Here is a 21,129-nt window from a genome sequence, read left to right on the forward strand (position 1 = left end):
TGTGATGCGCTGACGCCCGGGCGGGAGTGTTTCCACTGGAAATCAGGCGGCGGGGTTCAGTCCGGCCTTGGCAAGAACGGCAGAGGCGGCCTGTTCCCAGCGCGCCTTCAGCTCTGCATTCGGGGTGCGGCGCAGGCCCATGGATTTGAGACCCTCGAACTTCTGCGAGGTCTCAAAGCCAAAGCTTGCCGCGACCCGCGGCCACCAATAGCCGACCAGTTCCTGCAGGGTATCTGGCCCCTGTGCTTCCACCAGCACCATCAGGCCTTCCTCGGCCAGTTCGGCGTGGTGCGCCTCAACCGGCTGGATAATGCGGAAAGCTTCGGCCAGCGGCTGGTAGGAGACATGGCTCAGCTCCTCCAGCTGAACCGCAACCGCGCTGCCCATAAGAAGGTTCATCACCACCGCGTCGGCCCAGCCTTCCAGCGGGTAGTTGAACACCGCCAGCCGCATGTCGTGCTTGGTGCGGGTCTGGCCGATGTCGGCGCCCCGTTCCTGCCGCGCAGTCCAGGGGTGGTGGTCGGCGTACCGCTCTGTGTCGGCGCCAAAATCGCCCATGATGCGCAGCACCTTTTCGGCGCTGTCGGATTTTTCCAGCACGATCTTGGCAGCGGCGATGCGCGCCTTGATGCCTGGTCCTTCGTTGATGATGTCGGCAAAGCCCGCAGCACCCGCCAGCTCGCTGTCGACAAAGGTTGCCATCATCTTCATCAGCTCGGCGCGGTAGCGCGGCGGCACGTTGGACGGGTTGGACAGCACGCCGCCCTGGGCCAGATAGCTGCTAATGCTCATTTCGTCAGTCATGATCTTTCCTCCCTCGGGCAGGTATTACTGGTCGTAATCGACCACGACGTTATCGGTCACCGGATAGGCCTGGCACGAGAGCACATAGCCCTTTTCGACCTCGTAATCCTCCAGCGCATGGTTGGCGACCATTTCGACCTCGCCCTCCAGCACCTTGCAGCGGCAGGTGGAACAGACCCCGGCCTTGCAGGCATAGGGCGCGTCCATCGCGTTTTCCAGCGCCGCGTCCAGCAGCGTCATGTCCTTGCCCATCTCGATGGTCTGGGTGGCGCCGTCCAGGGTGATTGCGGCCTTGGTCTGGTTGGCGCTGCTCGCAGCATCTGTTGCGGCGGCCTTGCGTTTGGCGCGGCCCGGCTGGGCAGAGGCAAACAGCTCGAACTTGATTTGGCTGTCATCGAGGCCGGCAATGCGCAGGGCGCTGGCGATGCCCAGCATCATCGGTTCCGGGCCACAAATAAAGGCGGTGTCGACCGATTTGATGTCGATCCAGTGCTCGAACAGCTGGGCGCATTTTTCTTCGGTGACCAAGCCGGTGAACAGGTCGATTTCCTGGGCGTCGCTTTCCAGCACATGGATCACATTGAAGCGGCCCATGTAGAGGTTTTTCAGGTCCTCCAGCTCCTCGCGGAACATGATCGTGTTGACGCCCTTGTTGGCGTAGACCAGTGTGAAGGAGGACTTGGGTTCCGCCGCCAGAGTGGTCTTGAGGATCGAAAGCACGGGCGTGATGCCGGAACCGCCGGCAAAGCCTAGGTAGTTTTTCTCAGCCGCCCCATCGATCGGGGTGAAGAAGGTTCCCATCGGCGCCATCGCCTGCAGGGTGTCGCCGGCCTTCAGCTCGGTGTTGGCCCAGGTCGAGAACGCGCCGCCGTCGACGCGTTTGATGCCGACCTGCAGGATGCCTTCGTCCTTGCCGGCGCAAATCGAATAGCTGCGGCGCAGTTCCTCTCCATCAAAGTCGCGGCGGAAGGTCAGGTACTGGCCTTGGGTGAAATCGAACTCTTCAGCCGCGCCGTTCACGGGCTTCAGGGTGACAACCACCGCATCGCGGATGGTCTTGCGGACGTCAGTGACTTCTAGGTCGTGAAAGCGCGCCATCAGGGTCTCCTCAGATGCACTTGAAATAATCAAAGGGTTCGAGGCAGTCCTGGCAGCGCCAGTGGGCCTTGCAGGGGGTCGAGCCGAACTGGCTGACCTTGGTGACATGTTTGCTGCCGCAGTGCGGGCATTTTTCCGGGCCGCCTGCGGGCTGGGGCGGGGCAATGCCGTATTCCTCCAGCTTGGTGCGGCCCTTCTCCGTGAGCCAGTCGGTGGTCCAGGCGGGGGAGATCTGGGTCTTCAGCTTCAGATCGGTGATGCCGTGGCCGCGCAGGGCGGTTTCGATGTCCATGTTGATCACCGAAGTGGCGGGGCAGCCGGAGTAGGTCGGGGTGACGGTGACCACCAGGGTTTCGCCCTCCCAGGCGACGCCGCGGATGATGCCCAGGTCCACCAGCGAGATCACCGGGATTTCCGGGTCCGGCACGGCGTCGAGCCATTCCCAGATCTGGTCAATGCTTGGCTGAGTTGTCACTTGGCTCATGCGGTTACCCTCATTGGCTGTTCTGCCCGGCAGTGCGCCGGGCAACACCCGTCCAGCCTCCTCTCGAGGCGGGAGTTTCCCGCCCGCCCTGCCGGACGGGCGATGCCCTCAGTTCTTTGGCCGTTGTCTTACCACTTGGCGCCCGGATAGGCGCGCTGCAGCCATTGCATCTGGGTCAGCAGGTGGCCCAGGTGCTCGGTGTGCATCGCACCGGTGCGCCCGCCCTTATGGGCAAAACGGCTCTCCGGGATGGTCAGCGTCGCGTCGCCCAGGATTCGGGAGACCAGCGCGTCGTATTCTTCGCGCAGGGCCGCCGGATCGGGGGCAATGCTCGCCTTGACCATTTCGGCGTCGACCTCGTCGGACTGGAACATCTCGCCCACGTAGGGCCACAGATAGTCCAGCGCCTCCTGCATGCGGCGGTGGCTTTCCTCGGTGCCGTCGCCCAGGCCCACGACGGTGTCGGCGGAGCGCTCGAGGTGATAGGCAACCTCTTTCGAAGCTTTCTCGGCAATCGCGGCAACCCGCTCGTCCGAGGATTTCATCAGCCGGCCAAGCTGAATCGAATGCCAGGCGTCGAACAGGAACTGGCGCATCAGGGTGCGGCCGAAGTCGCCGTTGGGCACCTCGCACAACAGCACGTTTCGGAAATCCCAGGCGTCGCGAAGGAAGGCAAGATCATCAGCGGTTTTGCCATCGCCCTGCACCTCACCTGCGAGGCCCAGCCACATCTGGGTCTGCCCGATCAGGTCAAGCGCGGTATTGGCCAGCGCGATGTCCTCTTCCAGCACCGGCGCGTGGCCGCACCATTCGCTGACCCGGTGGCCGAGGATCAGGGTGTTGTCCCCCATCCGCAGCAGAAACTGGGAAAATGCGTCTTCGCGGGTCATTACATCGCCCCCACTTCTTCGGGGATGTCGAAGAAGGTCGGGTGGCGGTAGACCTTGGACTCCGACGGCTCGTACAGAGGGCCTTTGTCGCTGGGCGAGGAGGCGGCGATGTGGTTTGCTTCCACCACCCAGATCGACACGCCTTCGTTGCGGCGGGTATAGACGTCGCGGGCGTTCTTGATCGCCATTTCAGCGTCCGGCGCATGCAGGGAGCCGACGTGGCGGTGGCTCATGCCGTGCTGGCCGCGGATGAAAATTTCCCAGAGGGGCCATTCGTTTTTCATGTCTCAAATCCTCCTGGCTGAGGGGGCGCTGCGCGTCGGGCGGAGCGCCGGAATGCTTGGGGTTACTCGGCGGCGTGCTGGCGCGCGGCTTTCTTCTTGGCGTGAGCAAGCAGGCCGTCGCGGACCCAGGCGCCGTCGTCCCAGGCCTTGTTGCGGGCCGCGAGCCGGTCTGTGTTGCAGGGGCCGTTGCCCTTGATCACCTCGAAGAACTCGCTCCAGTCCGGGTCGGTGTAATCGTAGTGGCCACGCTCCTCGTTCCACTTCAGGTCCGGGTCGGGGATGGTGAGGCCGAGGTATTCGGCCTGCGGCACAGTCTGGTCGACGAACTTCTGGCGCAGCTCATCGTTGGTGTTCATCTTGATCTTCCAGGCCATAGACTGGGCGGAATGGACTAAGTCCTTGTCAGACGGGCCGAACATCATCAGCGACGGGTACCAGAGGCGGTTCAGCGCGTCCTGAGCCATCTTTTTCTGCTCGGGCGTGCCCTCGGCCATCTTGCGGATCGCGTCATAGCCCTGGCGCTGGTGAAAGCTTTCCTCCTTGCAGATGCGGATCATCGCGCGGGAGTAGGGGCCGAAGGAGGTCCGCTGCAGCGGCACCTGGTTCATGATCGCTGCGCCGTCCACCAGCCAGCCGACCGCGCCGATGTCGGCCCAGTTCAGCGTCGGGTAGTTGAAAATCGACGAGTACTTCATGCGGCCATCCAGCAGCATTTCGGTGATCTCGTCACGGGAAACTCCCAGGGTTTCCGCCGCACAATACAGGTACAGGCCATGGCCCGCCTCATCCTGCACCTTGGCAAGCAGGATCGCCTTGCGCTCCAGTGTCGGCGCGCGAGTGATCCAGTTGCCCTCGGGCAGCTGGCCAACGATTTCGGAATGGGCGTGCTGGCCGATCTGGCGGATCAGCGTCTTGCGGTAGCCTTCGGGCATCCAATCCTTGGGCTCGATCTTCTCGCCGGCGTCGATGCGCGCCTGGAAGGCGGCCAGCTTTTCCGGATCGTCCTGGGTCGCCTCGGATTTGATCATCTGAGCATACATGTCTGGGACCTCCCTAAAGTTCGTTACACGCGTTCGAGGATCAGAGCGGTGCCCTGTCCGACGCCGACGCACATGGTGCAGAGGGCGTAACGCCCGCCGGTGCGCTGCAATTGATAGGCGGCGGTCAGCACCAGCCGCGCGCCGGACATGCCGAGCGGGTGGCCCAGTGCAATCGCACCGCCGTTGGGATTAACATGGGGCGCATCGTCCGCAACGCCAAGCTCGCGCAGGGTGGCCAGGCCTTGGCTGGCAAACGCCTCGTTCAGTTCGATGACGTCCATCTGTTCGATGGTCAGGCCGGTGCGGGCCAGCACCTTGCGGGTGGCGGGCACCGGGCCGATGCCCATGATGCGCGGCTCAACCCCCGCAGCGGCCATGCCGACGATGCGGGCCATCGGTTTCAGACCGTTTCTCGCGGCCGCGGCCTCATTGGCCATCAGGATGGCCGCGGCGCCGTCGTTGACGCCGGAGGCGTTGCCTGCGGTCACGCTCTTGTCAGGGCCGTTGACGCCCTTGAGGCCCGAAAGCTTTTCGGCCGAGGTGCCGGGGCGGGGGTGTTCATCGGTTTCCACCACCAGGTCATCGCCCTTGCGCTGGGGGATGGTGACCGGGGTGATCTCGTCCTGGAAGATGCCGGCCTCATGCGCGGCGGCCCATCGGGCCTGGCTGCGGGCGGCAAAGGCGTCCTGATCTGCGCGGGAGACGCCGTAGTCCTCGGCCACGTTGTCCGCGGTCTGCGGCATCGAGTCGGTGCCGTACATCTCGTGCATTTTCTTATTCACGAAGCGCCAGCCGATGGTGGTGTCATAGACCGCATTGGCGCGGGTGAAGGCGGATGTGGCCTTGGGCATCACAAAAGGCGCGCGGCTCATGCTTTCGACGCCGCCTGCGATGGCCATGTCATAATCGCCGGCCTTGATGCTGCGGGACGCCATGCCGACCGCATCCATGCCGGAGGCGCAGAGGCGGTTGATGGTGGTGCCGGGCACAGAGGTGGGCAGGCCTGCCAGCAGCGCCGCCATGCGGGCCACGTTGCGGTTGCTTTCGCCGGCCTGGTTGGCATCGCCCAGGATGACGTCATCCAGGCTGCCCCAGTCCACATCCGGGTTACGCGCCGCCAGCGCGGCAATCGGCAGGGCGGCAAGGTCATCAGTGCGCACCTGGCTCAGCGCGCCGCCATAGCGGCCGATCGGGGTGCGGGTGGCATCGCAGATGAAAGCATCCATGGGTGTTCGCGTCTCCTGTGGCGGCGGCAGGATAAGCCGACCGTTGGGTCGGTGATACGCCGGAAGATGATTCGCGGCAAGTTAAATGTAACTCAATCCTGAATACCTGGACAATTCTGTAACGCTAATGGGCGGGCGCGGGGTCAGCGTTGCCCTGTTGGCGCGGCGGAGGCTCCAACAGGGCAGGGGCGTCAGGCGGTGGAAATGGTCTATAGTAACTTATGGGCCGCCAGCAGGAAGGAGGAGCGATGGAACAGGTGCTGCGCATTGGCGGAGCTGCCGGGTTCTGGGGAGATGCGTCCCTGGCCACGCCGCAGCTGCTGGCAGCGGGGGGCTTGGATTTTCTCGTCTACGACTACCTGGCGGAGATCACTATGGCGGTGCTGGCGCGGGCGCGTGCGAAGGACGCGCAAGCCGGGTATGCGGCCGATTTCGTGACGGCAGCGATGGCGCCGAACCTGGCCGGGATTGCGGGGCAGGGTGTGCGGGTCATTTCCAACGCGGGCGGGGTGAACCCAGAGGCCTGCGCCGCGGCCTTGCGGCGGGAGATTGCCGCGCAGGGGCTGGAGTTGCAGGTGGCGGTGGTTGCAGGTGATGACTTGCTCGGGCGGGCTGCAGAGCTGGCGGAGGCCGCGCCGCGGGACATGTTTACGGGTGCGCCGTTCCCGCCGCTGGAGAAGATTGCCAGCATCAACGTCTATCTCGGGGCCTTTCCCATTGCTGCGGCGCTGGACCGGGGCGCGGATATCGTTGTGACCGGGCGCTGCGTTGACAGCGCGGTGACGCTTGGCGCCTGCATCCATCACTTCGGCTGGAGGCCGCGGGATCTGGACCTGCTGGCGGGCGGCAGCCTGGCGGGCCATATCCTGGAATGCGGGCCACAGGCCACGGGCGGCAATTTCACCGACTGGCAGGACGTGGACGAGGGCATGGCCGGGATCGGCTATCCCATTGCGGAGATCCGCGGGGATGGCTCCTTTGATGTGATCAAGCCTGCAGGCAGCGGCGGCCTGGTTGCGCGCGGGACGGTAGCGGAGCAGCTTCTGTATGAAACCGGTGATCCGCAAGCCTATGTGCTGCCGGATGTGGTCTGCGACTTTTCCGGGGTCACGCTGACGGAGGCCGGGGCGGACCGGGTGCGGGTGGCCGGTGCCAGGGGGCGCGGCGTGCCGGATACCTGCAAGATCTGTATCACCTGGCAGGATGGTTTCCGCGGCGGCCAACACTTTACCTTCTATGGCCTTGATGCCGAGGCCAAGGCGCGGGCCTTTGCCAAGGCGGCGCTGGCCCGGTCGCGGGACGTGCTGCAGGGGATGAAGCTGCCGGATTTCAGCGATGTGTGTATTGAGCTGATCGGCAGCGAAAGCCAGTTCGGCGGGCTGCGGCAGAGCGGACCCGCGCGGGAGGTGGCGGCCAAGATCGCTGTGCGCCACAAGGAGGCGCGCGGGGTGGGGGTGTTCCTGAAAGAGGCTGTCGGCCTGGGTTTGTCAGCGCCGCCGGGGCTCAGCGGCTTTGCGGGCGCCCGGCCCAAGCCATCGCCGGTGCTGGCGCTGTTTTCCTGCCTGCTGCCCAAGATGCCGGTGACGGTATGGGACGCTGCGGGCCACAGCGCCGTGCCGGCAGCCGCAGGTGTCCCGCGGCAGATGGTAGAGCCGCCTGCGCCGCCGCCTATGCCGCAAGCGGCGCGGGTGATGGAGGTGCCGTTGATGCGCCTGGCTTGGTCACGCAGCGGTGACAAAGGCGACATTGCCAATATCGGCGTGATCGCGCGCAGGCCCGACGTGATGCCTTGGATCTGGGAGGCGCTGGACGAGGCCCATCTGCGCCGGGTGTTCGGGCATTTCTGGGAGGGCCGGTTGGAGCGGTTTTATCTGCCAGGAAGCCTGTCCATGAATATCCTGCTGCACGGCGCGCTGGGCGGCGGCGGCACGTCGTCCCTGCGCAATGATCCGCAGGGCAAGGGCTATGCGCAATTGCTGCTGGCGGCACCGGTGCGGGTGGACGCGGACTTGCTGGAGGAGATTTGAGAATGCCGGAATGCTGCAGCATGACGCAGAGGGCGGTGTCCGGCCGCGGGCGGAAACGAAGTGCCCGCCCATGGGGGCGGCCGGGCACTGCCCGGCTTCGCCGGGCGAAAGGCGGAGACTTGCGATGACAGCCGTCGAAACCAAAATCAGCACCGGCAGCGAAACCTTTGCCCAAAACCGCAAGGACATGCTGGAGCTAGTCAAGCGGATGCGTGATTTGGAGGCCCGCGCGGCGGCGAAATCCGAAGAACGCCGCCCGGTCTTCGACAAGCGGGGGCAGCTTTCGCCGCGAGAGCGCGTCTCGGCGCTATTGGACCCGGGGCTGCCGTTCCTGGAGCTCTATAACATGGCCTCTTACCTGGTTGATGATCCGGACCCGGAGACCTCAATTCCTGGTGCGTCGATCATCCTCGGGATTGGCTATGCCGAGGGCGTGCGGGTGATGGTCTTTGCCGATGACGCCGGGATCAATGCCGGCGCGATGACGCAGAAATCGGTGGATAAGGCGCTGGGTGCGCTGGCTATTGCCGAGAAGCAGAAACTGCCCTTTATCCATCTGGTGGAAAGCGCCGGCGCTGATCTGATGCGCTATACGGTGGAGCTTTGGGCGCATGGCGGCGGCATGTTTGCGGGGCTGGCGCGGCTGTCGGCAGCGGGTATCCCGGTGATCACCGTGCTGCATGGGGCCTCCACCGCGGGCGGAGCCTATCAGCCGGGGCTGTCGGACTATGTGATCGGGGTCAAGGGGAACGGCATGGCGATGCTGGCGGGCGCCGCACTGGTGCAGGCGGCCACAGGCGAGGAAGCGCAAGACGCGGATCTAGGAAGCGCAGAGATGCATGCCCGGACCACGGGGCTGGTGGAATACCTGGCGGAAGATGACGCCCATGGAATTGCGCTGGCCCGCGAGGTGGTGGCCGGGCTGGGCTGGGCGCGCTGTGCGCCGCCTATGGAGACGTGTGAAGCTCCGGTTCTGCAGGGGGACGGCATCGCCGGCCTTGTGCCGGTGGATTACCGCAAGCCCTATGACATGCGCGAAGTGGCGGCGCGGATCGTGGATGGTTCGAGGCTGCGGGATTTCAAGCCGGATTACGGGCCAGCGACGGTCTGCCTGCAGGCGCGGATCATGGGGCAGGCCGTCGGGATCCTCGGCAACAACGGTCCCCTGGACCCGGACGGCGCCGCCAAGGCCGTGCATTTCCTGCAGGCGATGGACCAGGCGGGCACGCCAGTGGTCTTTCTGAACAATACAACCGGATTTATGGTCGGCACCGCATCTGAGCGGGCAGGCATGATCAAGCATGGCGCCAAGATGATCCAGGCGGTGACAAATATCCGGGTGCCGAAGATCTCGATCTATACCGGCGCCAGTTTCGGGGCCGGGAACTATGGCATGTGCGGCTGTGCCTTCGGTGCGGATTTCCTGTTCACCTGGCCGAATGCGGTGACCGGGGTTATGGGCGGCGATCAGGCGGCGCTGACAATGGAGCAGGTCGCCCGGCGCGCTGCTGAACGTCAGGGCGCGGCACCGGATGAGGTGCGGCTGGCCGCGCAGCGCAAGAGGATCGCGGCGCATTTCGACGGGCAGTCGGATGCGTTTTACACCTGTGGCCGGGTGCTGGACATGGGCATGATTGATCCGCGCGATACGCGCAATGTGGTCGGCTTCTGCCTGCAAACCTGCCAGGAGGCGCGGGCGCGGCAGCTCCACCCGAACAGTTTTGGCGTGGCGCGGATCTGATGGGGGCGGGGATGAGCAGTTTTGACAGGGTCCTGGTTGCCAACCGCGGAGAAATTGCGCTGCGGGTGATGCGCACTTTGCGGGGCATGGGGTTGCGGAGCGTTGCGGTTTACACATCGGCAGACGCTGGCAGCCCGCATGCTGCCTTTGCGGATTGCGCCCTGTGCATCGGCGATGGCCCGGCGGCGGACAGCTACCTGTCGATTGAAAAGTTGATCTCTGCCGCACAAGAGGCCGGCGCCGGCGCGGTCCATCCCGGATATGGGTTTCTGTCAGAGAGTGCGGCCTTTGCCCGTGCGTGCGCCACGGCTGGCCTGGTGTTCATCGGCCCTTCGCCGGAGGTCATCAGCCTGATGGGCAACAAGGCCGCCGCCAAGCGCAGGATGACCGCAGCGGCTGTGCCCTGTCTGCCGGGGTACGAGGGACCGGATCAGGATGCAGAGGTGCTGGCCCGGGCGGCGGCGTCCATCGGCTATCCGCTGATGATCAAGGCTGCCGCGGGCGGCGGAGGCAAGGGGATGCGGCTGGTCCAGGATGCCGCGGGTTTTGACCGCGCCTTGGCACTGGCGCGCAGTGAGGCGCTGGCGGCCTTTGGCTCCAGTGAGGTGATCCTGGAAAAGGCACTTGCCAATCCCCGGCATGTGGAAGTTCAGGTTTTTGGCGATGCGCAGGGGCAGGTGATCCACCTGGGGGAGCGCGACTGTTCCATCCAGCGCCGCCACCAGAAGGTGGTGGAAGAGGCGCCCAGCCCCGCTGTGAACGCCGCCCTGCGCCGCCGTATGGGAGCGGCGGCCGTCAAGGCTGCGGAGGCCATTGGCTACCAGGGGGCGGGCACGGTGGAGTTCCTGCTGGACCAGGGCGGAGACTTCTACTTCCTGGAGATGAACACCCGGCTGCAGGTGGAGCATCCGGTCACGGAGATGATCACCGGTTTGGATCTGGTGGAGATGCAGATACGCGTCGCACGGGGCGAGGCCTTGGGACTGGCGCAGGCAGATGTGCGCTTTGACGGCCATGCCATTGAGGTGCGGCTTTATGCGGAAGATCCGGCAAACGGGTTTCTGCCCCAGGCCGGGCGGATCCTGCAGTGGCAGCCGCCGGGCGGCAGCGGTGTCCGGGTCGACGCCGGAATTGCCGGCGGGCAGGAGGTCACGGCTTTCTACGATCCGTTGCTGGCCAAGCTGGCGGCCCGTGGCAAAACCCGGGAGGACGCGCGCCAGCGCCTGGCCGCAGCGTTGGGGGAGTGCGTGCTGCTGGGGCCGGTTTGCAACCGGGATTTCCTGATCGAGGTGCTGCAGCATCCGGAATTCGCAGCCGGGCAGGCGGCGACGGGTTTCATTTCCCGGCATTTTCCGAATGGGTTCCGCACCGCGCCGTCCAGCAGGGAGGTTGCGCTGGGCGCGGCGTTGCTGTTCAGGGCGGAGCAGGCGCGCTGTGCTGAAGCTGCTGGCGGGGTTGCACCGGAACTGCTGGGCTGGTCGAGCCAAGGGGCCTTATTTTCCTGTTTCAGGCTGGAATGCGGCGGAGAGCGCGTCGATGCGGAGTTGGAGCACCGGCGCGGGGGAACCGTTGTGCGCTGCGGCTCTGCCCGGCACTTGGTGGCTGGAACGCAGGCGCAGACGCAGGTTGACGGGGTGCAGGCCGGCCTGCGGTCCTGCCGGATGGAAGGGCAGAGGCTGCATATTGCGACGGAGCGGCGGATATTCAGCCTGTGCCGCCGCGAGGCTGGGTCCGAAGAACACCGCGGCACTGCATCGGACCGCGTTATGGCGCCAATGCATGGGCTTTTGCTGGAGATTTGCGCGGGCGAGGGAGAAACCGTTGCAGCAGGCAGCCGCCTGGCGGTGGTGGAGGCGATGAAGATGCAGCATGAGATCCTGGCGCCGGGCGCGGGCAGGATCGTCCGGGTTGCAGTCTTGCAAGGGCAGCAGGTCGCGGCCGGGCAGCTGCTGTTCGAAATGGACCGGGGGGTGGACACCGCTGGCATTTGAGCAATAGGGGGCTCTTCTGCCCGTCGCCGGGGCATTGAAAACTCAGCCGGAGGAGGTCTTTCCTTGGAAAGACTGGCGGCGGACGGGAGGCTGCGCCGGTTAGTTTGCGGCAGCAGGTATCGGGCCGCGGTACTGAAAGACATCGTTGGGGTACTGGCGGTCCTGCAGCTGGAAATATGTTAGGCCCGTGCGCTCGAATCCGTGCCGGAGATAAAAGCCGGTGGCGCGCGTGTTCTCTGTATTCGCTGCCAGCCAGGGCGCGTCCCAGGAGCGGGCTGCGCAGGCCTCAAGCCCGGCCTGGAGCAGTCCAGGGCCGGCACCCCTGCCTTGGGCGCAAGGGCGGACGTAAAGCGTGGCGATTTCAGTGCAGGAAGAGGCGCCTGCCGGGCTTGGGCGCCCGTGCACCAGCCGGATATAGCCGTCGATTCCATCCTGGCTGTTCTGCGACACCAGCAGGCATTCTTCTGCCCGCTGGAGCGCCGCGGCGAAATGGCCGGGCGTGTACTCGCTCAGCACATATTCTGCGAAACCCTGGCTGATGCCGTCCCGCAGATATGTGGTAAGCCAGACCTCGATGGAAAGCGCGGCAAGGGCGGCGCAATCCTGTGCAGCGGCTGGGCGGATTTTTGTTGCGGGGGCTTCCCGGGACATGGCGGAATTCTGAAATCAGCTTTGCAAAGAGTTTAACTGTTCTGCGATCCCTGCCGGGTGGTCAAGAAGATCTTCTCGCCAGGATTGCTTTACTTGTTTAATACTGCGGCCGGACTTAGCAGGAGGCGCCGATGAACATTCTCTATATCATGTTCGACCAGCTGCGGTTCGACTATCTGAGCTGTGCCGGCCACCCGCATCTGCAGACACCGCATATTGACGGGCTGGCGGCCAAAGGCGTGCGCTTTACCCGCGCCTATGTGCAGTCGCCGACCTGCGGCTCTTCGCGGATGTCGAGCTATACCGGGCGCTACCCCTCCAGCCACGGGGTGCAGTTCAACAGCTACCCTTTGCGGGTCGGTGAATGGACCATGGGGGACCACCTGCGCAAGGCGGGGATGGGCTGCCACCTGATCGGCAAGACCCATATGGTGGCGGATGCGGAGGGCATGCAGCGGCTGGGGCTGGCGCCGGACAGTGTGATCGGCGTGCGCCAGTCGGAATGCGGTTTTGATCCTTGGGTGCGCGACGACGGGCTGTGGGCGGAGGGGCCGGACGGGTTCTATGACGGCAAGCGCAGCCCCTATAATGAGTATCTGAAGGCGAAGGGCTACCCGGGGGAAAACCCTTGGAACGACTTTGCAAATGCCGGGGTTGAGGGGGGGGACATCGCTTCCGGCTGGTTCATGGTCAATGCGGACAAGCCTGCCAATGTCGCCGGGGAAGACAGTGAAACGCCTTGGCTGACTACGCAGGCTATGGAATTCATAGAGCAGGCTGAGGGGCCATGGTGTGCTCACCTCAGCTATATTAAGCCGCATTGGCCTTATATCGTGCCCGCGCCGTACCATGACATGTACGGGCCGGAGCATGTGCTGCCGGTGGTGCGCTCGGATGCGGAGCGGGAGGCTGCTCATCCGGTGTTCAACGGCATGATGAATAACCAGATCGGCAAGACCTTCAGCCGTGATGAGGTGCGGGAGAAAGTCATTCCCGCCTACATGGGGCTGATCAAACAGGCCGATGATCAGATGGGCCGCCTGTTTGCCTGGCTGGAGGAAACCGGCCGGATGCGGGACACGATGATCGTGGTGACCTCGGACCATGGCGATTACCTGGGCGACCACTGGCTGGGGGAAAAGAACCTGTTCCACGAGCCCTCGATCAAGGTGCCGCTGATCATCTATGACCCGCGCGCAGAGGCCGATGCCTCCCGCGGCACCACCTGTGATGAGCTGGTGGAGGCGATCGACCTGCTGCCCACTTTCCTTGAGGCAGCTGGCGGCGAACCGGCGCCGCATATCCTGGAGGGGCGCTCGCTGATGCCCTTCCTGCACGGGGAAATACCGGAGTGGCGGGACTATGCCATTGCTGAGTTCGACTACTCCACCATGCCGCTGTGCGACAAACTGGGGCTGGAGCCGAAAGATGCGCGCCTCTTCATGGTAACAGACAAGCGGTGGAAGTTCATGCATGCCGAAGGCGGGCTGCGGCCAATGCTGTTTGATATGGAGAATGACCCGGACGAGCTTGTGGATCTCGCCAAGGGCGCTGCGCATCAGGAGGTCATTGACCTGATGTATGACCGGTTGTTGAAATGGGGGCTGCGTATGTCGCAGCGGATCACGCTTTCCGACGCCCAGATCAAGGCTCGCCGCGGCAAGTCCGGGCGCAAAGGCATCCTGCTGGGCGTCTTTGAGGCAGATGAGGTTGCACCGGAACTGACGGAGAAATACCGCGGCCCGGTGCCTCAGGCCTGAGACCGTCATTCATCTTGCCAAAAATACTCCGGGGGAGCCCGCAAGGGCGGGGGCAGCGCCCCCGGCGCGCGTTGCCAAGCAGAGAAGAGGCGCATAAATTGGCCTCAAACGCATCAAAGGCGGCGCAATGGCAGGGCAGACAGAACAGGTTCTGAACGCAATCCTTCAGGATATCGAGGCAGGCCGCCTGGTGCCCGGCGCGCCGCTGGAGGAAAGCGAGCTGGTGGAGCGGCACGGCGTGTCCCGCACACCGGTGCGCGAGGCTTTCATCCAGCTGGAAGCCATTGGATTGATCAAGCGTTTGCCGCGCAAAGGGGCGGTGCTGTTCAAGCCGACGCTGGAGGAATTCCTGGCGATCCTGGAAGTGCATGCCCGGCTGGAGGGGCAGGCGGCGGCGCTGGCGGCGCGGCGGTTGTCTCCAGCGCAAGCGGCAGAGCTGCAAGCGGCCGTGGCGGCTTGCGAGACACATGCAGCGGAAAAGCAGGATGATGATCCGGCTGGCTATTACCAGCTGAACCTGCGGTTCCATGCCTGTGTTGCGGAAGGCTCCGGCAATCCGTTTCTTGTCGAGATGATCAAGACCAATGCGCGCAAGCTGATGGCCTATTACCGGGCGCGCTACCGCTATCCCGGCGTCATCGCGCAGTCGGCCAAAGAGCACCGTAAGATTGCGCAGCTGATCCTTGCCCATGACCGGGAGGGGGCAGAGGCCGCGATGATAGCGCATGTGCAATTCGACCAGGTCACGGTGATGGATCTGCTGGCAGCGCTGGGATGATCCGGAGCCTTTCGGCTCCGGGCCTTCGGCAGGGTATATTTAACCAGAAAGAAGCCGGCGCGTCAGGGACGGGCAGCCTGTTCAAAGAACGCCGCCAGGCTCTCGGCAAATTTTGTTTGGTCGGAATGCTCCGCAAGGCTTGCAACCGCGCGGGCATAGGCGCCGGGGCCAAGCGTGTCCCTCATTTCTTCGGTCAGAGCGGAGATGAACCCGTGTGTCATCTCCGGATGATGCTGGCATGTGAAGATATGCCTGCCCAGGGTGCAGCCCGAATTCAGCCCGTTGCTCTTGGTGAGCGGGACCGCGTCTGGCGGCAGGCGGCTGACGTATTCACAATGTGAGCCGTAGAGTTTCAACTCTTCCGGCAGGGCGGCGGCCCAGTCCGGGCGGGTAAGCAAGCGGTTGCGGGTAAGCCCGTGCACCCAGCCGCCGGGATTGTGATCCAGGCTGCCGCCAAGTGCCATTGCGATTGCCTGATGGCCGAAGCAGGCCCCGAACAGTGGGAATTGCCGGGCGTGGGCAGTGCGGATCAGCGCCAGCAGTTGTGTGATCCAAGGCGCGCCGGAGCGGACCGAGGCTGGGCTGCCGGTGATCATCGCGCCGTCGAATTTGAACAGATCCTGCGGGAATACACCGTCCTTTACGGCAAACACCGTGGTGCGCCAGCCTGGCCGTGCCATCAGGACCAGGTCGGTGAATTTTTCGCCGTCCTTGGGGTGGCTTTGGGCAAAGCCGCTTTCGTCGGTGTTGGTCATCAGGATGGCCAAGTGCATGAGAAGGCTCGCAAGATTTTCGTTTACATATTTATGGTGCTCATTAATATACATTAAGCAAGCAACTTAGGAAAGCCCGCAATGACAGTTTGGACCCCCACCGACGACGGTTATGCGGATCTGACCAGCCATGACACCTTTGCCCATGGTGCACCGCACAACACCTTCGCCCGGCTGCGGCGGGAGGATCCGCTGCATTGGACCGAATACGAAGGCGGCAAGAATTTCTGGTCGGTGACGCGCTATGAAGACATCACCGTGATGAACAAGAACACCGAGGTGTTCTCCTCTGCGCGCGGGATCCGGATGGAGGATCAGTCCTACGAGGAATACCTGGCGCGGCGCACCTTTCAGGAAACCGATCCGCCGGAACATTCCAAGGTGCGGATGAAGCTGCTGAAAGCGTTCTCCAAGACCACCATGGCACAGTATGAGCAGGACATTCGCGAGCTCTGCGCCGATATTCTGGATCAGGCGCTGGCCAAGGGGGAGTTCGACGCCACCAAGGAAATCGCCCGTCAGCTGCCGATGCGGATGCTGGGCAGGGTGGTAGGGCTGCCGGAGGCAGACCTGCCCTGGCTGGTCGAGAAAGGCGATGCGCTGATTGCCAATACCGATCCGGATTTCACCTCCCACGTGCTGGACAAGATGCAGACGGATGAGTTCCGGATGATGCCGTTCAACTCGCCCGCCGGGGCGGAGCTGTACATCTATGCCAAGGAGCTGATGGAGGAAAAGGCGAAGAAGGGCGATACTTCGGGCGTGCTGAGCCTGATCCTGGAACCGGCCAAGGATGGCTCGGTGATTACCGAGACCGATTTCCGCAATTTCTTTTGCCTGCTGGTGGCGGCGGGCAATGACACCACACGTTATTCCATTGCTGCAGGTATCCAGGCGATGTGCCATCAGCCCGAACTGCTGGCGCAGATGCAGGAGGGTGGTGCGGTCTGGGAGACGGCGGCCGATGAGATCATCCGCTGGGCGACACCGGCGCTCTATTTCCGCCGCACCGCGACGCGGGATGTGGAAATGCATGGCAAGACCATCCGCGAAGGCGACAAGGTTCTGTACTGGTTTGCCTCAGCCAACAGGGACGAGGGCTATTTCGAGGATCCATTTCACGTGAATCTGCACCGCAGCCCGAACCGGCATCTGTCGTTCGGCCAGTTCGGCCCGCATGTCTGCCTGGGGATGTGGCTGGCGCGGCTGGAGGTCACGGTGCTGTTCCAGGAGCTGGCCAAGCGCATCCGGCACATCGAGGCCGCCGGTCCGCATAAATTCCTGCGCTCGAACTTTGTCGGCGGCATCAAGCAGCTGCCGGTGCGTGTGGAAGCTGTGTGAGGGCGCTGTCTGGCAGGAAAGACTCCGCAATAACCGCTAAATATGTTAAGTAATAAGGCACGGGCAAACGATGCCGATGACTGTCCAGCAGAGAAGGACCCAGAGCCATGAAGACCCGTCTGCGCGCGATGTTCTGCGACCACCTTAGCATCATGCGGGGAAAGTACTTGCCGAATTCCAAGATCGGCGATGACTCGACCCGCTTTTGCCGCTCAGTTTTTGGCACCCATTACGACAAGGATCTGCTGGATGCGCCCGGTTCGATGGTGAAACAGGGACTGCCGGACATGGAGCTGAAATGGCTGCATGACGATATCCGCGATAGTTGGCACGCCTCTACAAAGGTGGTGCTGGGTGATCTTTACGATGATGAAGGCCAGCCGCTGGCGCTGTGCCCGCGCTGGGCGCTGAAGCGGGCGGTTGCGGACTGGCAGAAACACGGGCTGACCCCCAAAGTCGGGATTGAGCTGGAAGCTTTTGCCCTGCAGGCAGACGACCGTGGGCGGCTGATGCCTTATGATGCGCCAGGCGGAGTGGTCTACGGTACTGGGCCCTTTGCCGACCCCTTGCGGTTCAATGACCGGATCTGGGCGATGGCGGATGACATGGGCTTTTCGCTCGACATGATCACCGCTGAATTCGACAGCCCGCAGTTTGAATACACGCTCACCTTTGACGACGCGGTGAAGGCGGTGGATGACATCGTGCTGTTCCGCTTGATGGCGCGGGAGGTGGCGTTGGAATACGGCATTGTCCTGACCTTCATGCCGAAACCAGTGGCCGAGGCCGGCGGCTCGGGCATGCATATCAACTTCTCCTTCGCCGATGAGGCGGGCGGCAACGCGCTGTCCTCCGGGCCGCGGGGCGGGCCGGAGCATATGAACGATTTGGCACGCGGCTGCCTGGCAGGGCTTTTGCATCACCACAAGGGGCTGGCGGGGCTGATTGCGCCAACCGCCAACAGCTACATGCGGCTGCAGCCGGGGTCGCTGTCGGGCTACTGGCAGAACTGGGGCGGCGACCACCGCAATGTGACAACGCGGATCAGCTCGGAAGGCGGTGCCAAGGCGCGGCTGGAGCACCGGATGGCGGATGCCTCCTCCAACCCTTACACGACGGTTGCGGCTGTCTTGCAGGCTGCACGCCTTGGGGTAGAGACCGGCCACGAGCTGCCTCCGATGGAAACCGGAGACGGGTTCGACCGCACCGATGCCCGCGAGGGCACGGCAATAGACTTGAAGGGGGCTGTGGCTGATCTGGAGAAGGACACTGTGCTTGCCGGTGCCGTCGGGTCCGAACTGGTCGCCAACCACGTCTTCATGAAGCGCAAGGAGGTGCGCAAGACCCGCGATCTGGAAGGCGACGGTATGCGCGATTTTTACGTGCATTTCATCTGACTACCCGCGGAGAAAACCGATGCAAGTCACCTGGAAGCTGCCGGGTGGAGGGGCTGTCACGGCAACAGTGGACTATGGTCAAAGCCTGCTGGAGGCGGCGCTGGCACATGATGTGCCTGGTGTGGCGGGCGAGTACGGCGGCTGTCTCGCCTGTGCCACTTGCCATGTCTTCGTGGATCCGGAGTGGGCGGCGGAATGCGGTGAGGCCGGCGAATTCGAAGAGGCAGTGCTGGATCTTGCTGAGGGGCGGCGGGAAATCAGCCGTTTCAGCTGCCAGATCGAGACGCATCCGGACTTGGGCGGGCTGGTACTGGAAATACCGGCGGTCTGACCCGGAATATGATCATAGCTTGATGCAACAGGCGCGGCTGCGGCGGCTGGGTCCGTTTCCGTATTACGCAACCGCGCCGCGTCAGCGGCGCCACCGAAGGCGCAGGCCCGAAGCACATGCTTCGGGCCCGCCATGGCATCTGGTAGCGCCCGGACCTGGCGGTCCGGGCGCGGCAGCGGTTGCCGCCTGGGTCAGCTCACCGCCGCGAAGCCTGCGTCCAGGGCGGAGAGGATGGTATTTGCCTCCGCCTCGCTCAGCACCAGCGGCGGTGAGAGGATGATGTTGGGGCCGGAGACCCGCACCATGGCGCCAGCCTCATAGGCAACCTCCTGCAGCCTGCCGATGGTTTTCTTGTCTACCGGCGCCTTGGTGGCGCAGTCTGAAACCAGTTCCAGCGCGCTCATCAGCCCATGGCCGCCGCGCACGTCGCCGATCAGCTCGTATTTCTGCTGCAGCGACAGCAGTCCCTGATGCAGCTGGGTACCCCGGGCAGTGGCGTTTTCCGGCACATTCAGTTTCAGCGTCTCTTCCAGGCAAGCCAGCGCCGCCGCGGCTCCAACCGGATGGCCGGAATAGGTGTAGCCGTGGCCGATGGCGGCTTTGCCGCTGGTGTCCTTCTCGAAAGTCTCGGTCAAATGGTCCGCGATCATCACCGCACCGAATGGGAAGTAGCCGTTGGTAATCGCCTTGGCCGTGGCCATCATGTCGGGCTGCACCCCCCAGTGCCGCGAGCCGGTCCAGGAGCCGGTGCGGCCGAAAGCGGTGATCACCTCGTCAGCGATCAGTAGAATACCGTGTTTGGAGCAAATCTCACGCACGCCGGGCATGAAGCTCTTGTGCGGCGGGATCACACCGCCTGCACCCAGGATCGGCTCCATGATGAAAGCCGCGATAGTGCCTGCGCCCTGGAAGGCGATTTCGTCCTCCAGCGCCTGCAGGCAAAGCTGGGCCAGCCGCTCCGGATCGCTCTCATTGAACGGGTTGCGGTAGGTATACGGTGCCGGGATCTGGAAGCAGCCGGGCAAGAGCGGCTCGTACTGAGTGCGGAAGTTGGCATTGCCATTCACTGAAGCACCGCCCATGTGGGTGCCGTGGTAGCCTTTTTTGAGGCTCAGGAATTTGGTGCGGCCTTCTGCGCCGCGGATCTTGTGGTACTGGCGCGCCAGCCGCAGCGCGGTTTCCACTAAATCCGAGCCGCCGGAGGTGAAGAAGGCGCGGGTCAGACCATCGGGTGCGAAGAACTTGCGCAGTTCCTCGGCCAGCTGGATCACCTGATCATTGGTGGTGCCGCGGAAGGTGGAGTAATAGGGCAGCACATCGAGTTGCGCGGCGATGGCGTCTTTCACCGGCTGGCAGGAAAAGCCGAGGTTCACGTTCCACAGGCCGCCGACTGCATCGACCACCTCATGGCCGTCCACATCGGTGATCTTCACCCCTTGCGCAGAGGTGATGATAGCGGGCGGATTGGCCAGGCTGTCGCCGGGATGCGCCATCGGGTGCCACAGCGACTTGGCATTGTGTTCTTTCAGGAAGTTGGAGTCTTTCATGCGGTCAGCTCCTGGATGCAGCCCTGCTGGGGCTGGAGAAGGGGAAGTCAGGCGGTATCGTCCTGCGGGTAGTCCGCGGGGGCAGAGCCGCCGATACGATGGGTGAGGGTGGCACCCGCGCGGCGCAGGGCTGCCGGGATCAATTGCTTCTGTTCGGGGCTCATGCGTGAGACAGGAGCCGCCACGGCCAGCGCGCCGATTACCTGGCGGTCGGGGCCGAAGACCGGCACCGCGTGGGAGTGCACATCGGCCTCAAAACCGCCGATCGACTGGGCCATGCCTGTATCGCGGATCTCGGCAATCTGAATGCGGATCTGCAGCGGGTCGGTGACGGTTTCCGTGGTGTGGGCTTGCAGCGGCTGGGCCAGCACGCCGTCGACAAATCCGGGGTCGGCATAGGCGAGCACGGCAAGCCCGGAGCTGGTGCCGTGGTAGGTCAGCACCTCTGCATCTTCCATCATCACTTTGGTGGCATGGCGCGGCGAGTAGGCATGCGACAGCGAATTCAGCTGGCTGCCCTGCAAAAGCGAAAGGTGGGTGGTTTCGCCTGTCTCATCGCTCAGATCGCGCAGCACCCGGCGCGAAACCGAGAGAATTGGCACCGCTGCCTCGCGCAGGGCGGCAAGCCGCAGAACCTGCGGGCCAAGCCGGTACATCCGGTCGCCATCGGTCTGTTCGACAAAGCCCAATTCCTGCAGCTCGGTCATCATCCGGTAGACGGTTGCCTTATTCATGCCGGACAGGCGCGTGAGGTCGCTCAGCCCGATTCCGGTCCTGCCGTGGTTGAAATATGTCAGTAATGACAAGGCTTTGGATACAGTTCCCATGCGCTTGCCTGTGCTCCCTGTGTCGTCCTTGCGGGCGGCTATCTTCGAAAAAGGCGCACCCGTGATGCAATTTTGTTGACAGATAACGGGGTGGACTGTCAATCTAAATTCAAACCAATGGTTCGAATAATGAACCGAT

At 63.7% G+C, this 21,129-nt stretch carries 19 protein-coding genes; 8 read left to right on the plus strand and 11 right to left on the minus strand.

The features are described 5' to 3' along the window. Positions 1–42: 42 nt before the first annotated feature. The 7 genes from ACXAEK_RS09990 to pcaF all read right to left on the minus strand — a co-directional run bounded on the left by ACXAEK_RS09990 (position 43) and on the right by pcaF (position 5,826). The gene (locus ACXAEK_RS09990) at positions 43–804 is read right to left on the minus strand and encodes a Phenylacetic acid catabolic protein (RefSeq protein ID WP_475041603.1); all 762 of its coding nucleotides are present in this window, start codon (positions 802–804) and stop codon (positions 43–45) included. A gap of 24 nt (positions 805–828) precedes the next feature. Next, positions 829–1,902 (minus strand): 1,2-phenylacetyl-CoA epoxidase subunit PaaE, encoded by a 1,074-nt coding sequence (paaE, locus tag ACXAEK_RS09995; protein WP_475041604.1) that lies wholly within the window; start codon positions 1,900–1,902, stop codon positions 829–831. Positions 1,903–1,912: 10 nt separating this feature from the next. Continuing rightward, positions 1,913–2,386, minus strand: coding sequence for a 1,2-phenylacetyl-CoA epoxidase subunit PaaD (gene paaD, locus ACXAEK_RS10000; protein ID WP_475041605.1), 474 nt, complete (start codon positions 2,384–2,386; stop codon positions 1,913–1,915). A 128-nt stretch (positions 2,387–2,514) separates the two neighbouring features. Then, positions 2,515–3,276 carry a 1,2-phenylacetyl-CoA epoxidase subunit PaaC gene (paaC, locus tag ACXAEK_RS10005; RefSeq protein ID WP_475041607.1) on the minus strand — a complete coding sequence of 254 codons (762 nt, stop codon included), beginning with the start codon at positions 3,274–3,276 and terminating at the stop codon, positions 2,515–2,517. Continuing rightward, positions 3,276–3,560: a 1,2-phenylacetyl-CoA epoxidase subunit PaaB gene (paaB, locus tag ACXAEK_RS10010; protein WP_008557866.1), complete on the minus strand. Its 285-nt coding sequence runs from the start codon at positions 3,558–3,560 to the stop codon at positions 3,276–3,278. The genes paaC and paaB overlap by 1 nt, the downstream gene beginning before the upstream one ends. 62 nt (positions 3,561–3,622) lie before the next feature. Beyond that, on the minus strand, positions 3,623–4,600 hold the full coding sequence (paaA, locus tag ACXAEK_RS10015; RefSeq protein WP_475041609.1) for a 1,2-phenylacetyl-CoA epoxidase subunit PaaA: 978 nt from the start codon (positions 4,598–4,600) through the stop codon (positions 3,623–3,625). A gap of 23 nt (positions 4,601–4,623) precedes the next feature. Further along, positions 4,624–5,826 (minus strand): 3-oxoadipyl-CoA thiolase, encoded by a 1,203-nt coding sequence (gene pcaF / locus ACXAEK_RS10020; RefSeq protein ID WP_475041611.1) that lies wholly within the window; start codon positions 5,824–5,826, stop codon positions 4,624–4,626. Between the two features lie 248 nt (positions 5,827–6,074). On the opposite strand from pcaF, the gene ACXAEK_RS10025 reads away from it, so the two are divergent. The 3 genes from ACXAEK_RS10025 (at position 6,075) to ACXAEK_RS10035 (ending at position 11,585) form a co-directional block, all read left to right on the plus strand. Continuing rightward, entirely contained in the window at positions 6,075–7,853 is a 1,779-nt protein-coding gene (locus ACXAEK_RS10025; protein WP_475041612.1) for an acyclic terpene utilization AtuA family protein, read from the plus strand. A gap of 124 nt (positions 7,854–7,977) precedes the next feature. After that, a complete protein-coding gene (locus ACXAEK_RS10030) occupies positions 7,978–9,594 on the plus strand; it encodes an acyl-CoA carboxylase subunit beta (protein WP_475041613.1) in 1,617 nt (538 codons plus the stop codon). A gap of 11 nt (positions 9,595–9,605) precedes the next feature. Continuing rightward, positions 9,606–11,585 carry an acetyl/propionyl/methylcrotonyl-CoA carboxylase subunit alpha gene (locus tag ACXAEK_RS10035; RefSeq protein ID WP_475041615.1) on the plus strand — a complete coding sequence of 660 codons (1,980 nt, stop codon included), beginning with the start codon at positions 9,606–9,608 and terminating at the stop codon, positions 11,583–11,585. 99 nt (positions 11,586–11,684) lie between these two features. On the opposite strand, the gene ACXAEK_RS10040 is transcribed toward ACXAEK_RS10035, so the two are convergent. Further along, positions 11,685–12,236: a GNAT family N-acetyltransferase gene (locus ACXAEK_RS10040; protein WP_475041617.1), complete on the minus strand. Its 552-nt coding sequence runs from the start codon at positions 12,234–12,236 to the stop codon at positions 11,685–11,687. A gap of 131 nt (positions 12,237–12,367) precedes the next feature. On the opposite strand from ACXAEK_RS10040, the gene ACXAEK_RS10045 reads away from it, so the two are divergent. Further along, positions 12,368–13,996 (plus strand): sulfatase-like hydrolase/transferase, encoded by a 1,629-nt coding sequence (locus tag ACXAEK_RS10045; RefSeq protein WP_475041619.1) that lies wholly within the window; start codon positions 12,368–12,370, stop codon positions 13,994–13,996. A gap of 127 nt (positions 13,997–14,123) precedes the next feature. After that, positions 14,124–14,774: a GntR family transcriptional regulator gene (locus ACXAEK_RS10050; RefSeq protein WP_475041621.1), complete on the plus strand. Its 651-nt coding sequence runs from the start codon at positions 14,124–14,126 to the stop codon at positions 14,772–14,774. A gap of 62 nt (positions 14,775–14,836) precedes the next feature. Here the strand turns inward: ACXAEK_RS10050 and ACXAEK_RS10055 are convergent, their stop codons facing one another. Then, positions 14,837–15,547, minus strand: coding sequence for a type 1 glutamine amidotransferase (locus ACXAEK_RS10055; RefSeq protein ID WP_475041622.1), 711 nt, complete (start codon positions 15,545–15,547; stop codon positions 14,837–14,839). A gap of 81 nt (positions 15,548–15,628) precedes the next feature. On the opposite strand from ACXAEK_RS10055, the gene ACXAEK_RS10060 reads away from it, so the two are divergent. The 3 genes from ACXAEK_RS10060 (at position 15,629) to ACXAEK_RS10070 (ending at position 18,616) form a co-directional block, all read left to right on the plus strand. Next, complete coding sequence (locus ACXAEK_RS10060) at positions 15,629–16,888, plus strand: cytochrome P450 (protein WP_475041623.1); 1,260 nt, start codon at positions 15,629–15,631, stop codon at positions 16,886–16,888. Positions 16,889–16,995: 107 nt separating this feature from the next. Next, the gene (locus ACXAEK_RS10065; protein WP_475041625.1) at positions 16,996–18,285 is read left to right on the plus strand and encodes a type I glutamate--ammonia ligase; all 1,290 of its coding nucleotides are present in this window, start codon (positions 16,996–16,998) and stop codon (positions 18,283–18,285) included. 19 nt (positions 18,286–18,304) lie between these two features. Further along, the gene (locus tag ACXAEK_RS10070; RefSeq protein WP_475041626.1) at positions 18,305–18,616 is read left to right on the plus strand and encodes a 2Fe-2S iron-sulfur cluster-binding family protein; all 312 of its coding nucleotides are present in this window, start codon (positions 18,305–18,307) and stop codon (positions 18,614–18,616) included. A 191-nt stretch (positions 18,617–18,807) separates the two neighbouring features. Here the strand turns inward: ACXAEK_RS10070 and ACXAEK_RS10075 are convergent, their stop codons facing one another. Both ACXAEK_RS10075 and ACXAEK_RS10080 read right to left on the minus strand, forming a co-directional pair. After that, a complete protein-coding gene (locus tag ACXAEK_RS10075) occupies positions 18,808–20,163 on the minus strand; it encodes an aminotransferase class III-fold pyridoxal phosphate-dependent enzyme (RefSeq protein ID WP_475041628.1) in 1,356 nt (451 codons plus the stop codon). A gap of 47 nt (positions 20,164–20,210) precedes the next feature. Then, positions 20,211–20,990 (minus strand): IclR family transcriptional regulator, encoded by a 780-nt coding sequence (locus ACXAEK_RS10080; RefSeq protein ID WP_475041629.1) that lies wholly within the window; start codon positions 20,988–20,990, stop codon positions 20,211–20,213. Positions 20,991–21,129 lie beyond the last annotated feature (139 nt).

It is taken from the genome of Leisingera sp. ABM4_101 (genome assembly GCF_056158725.1).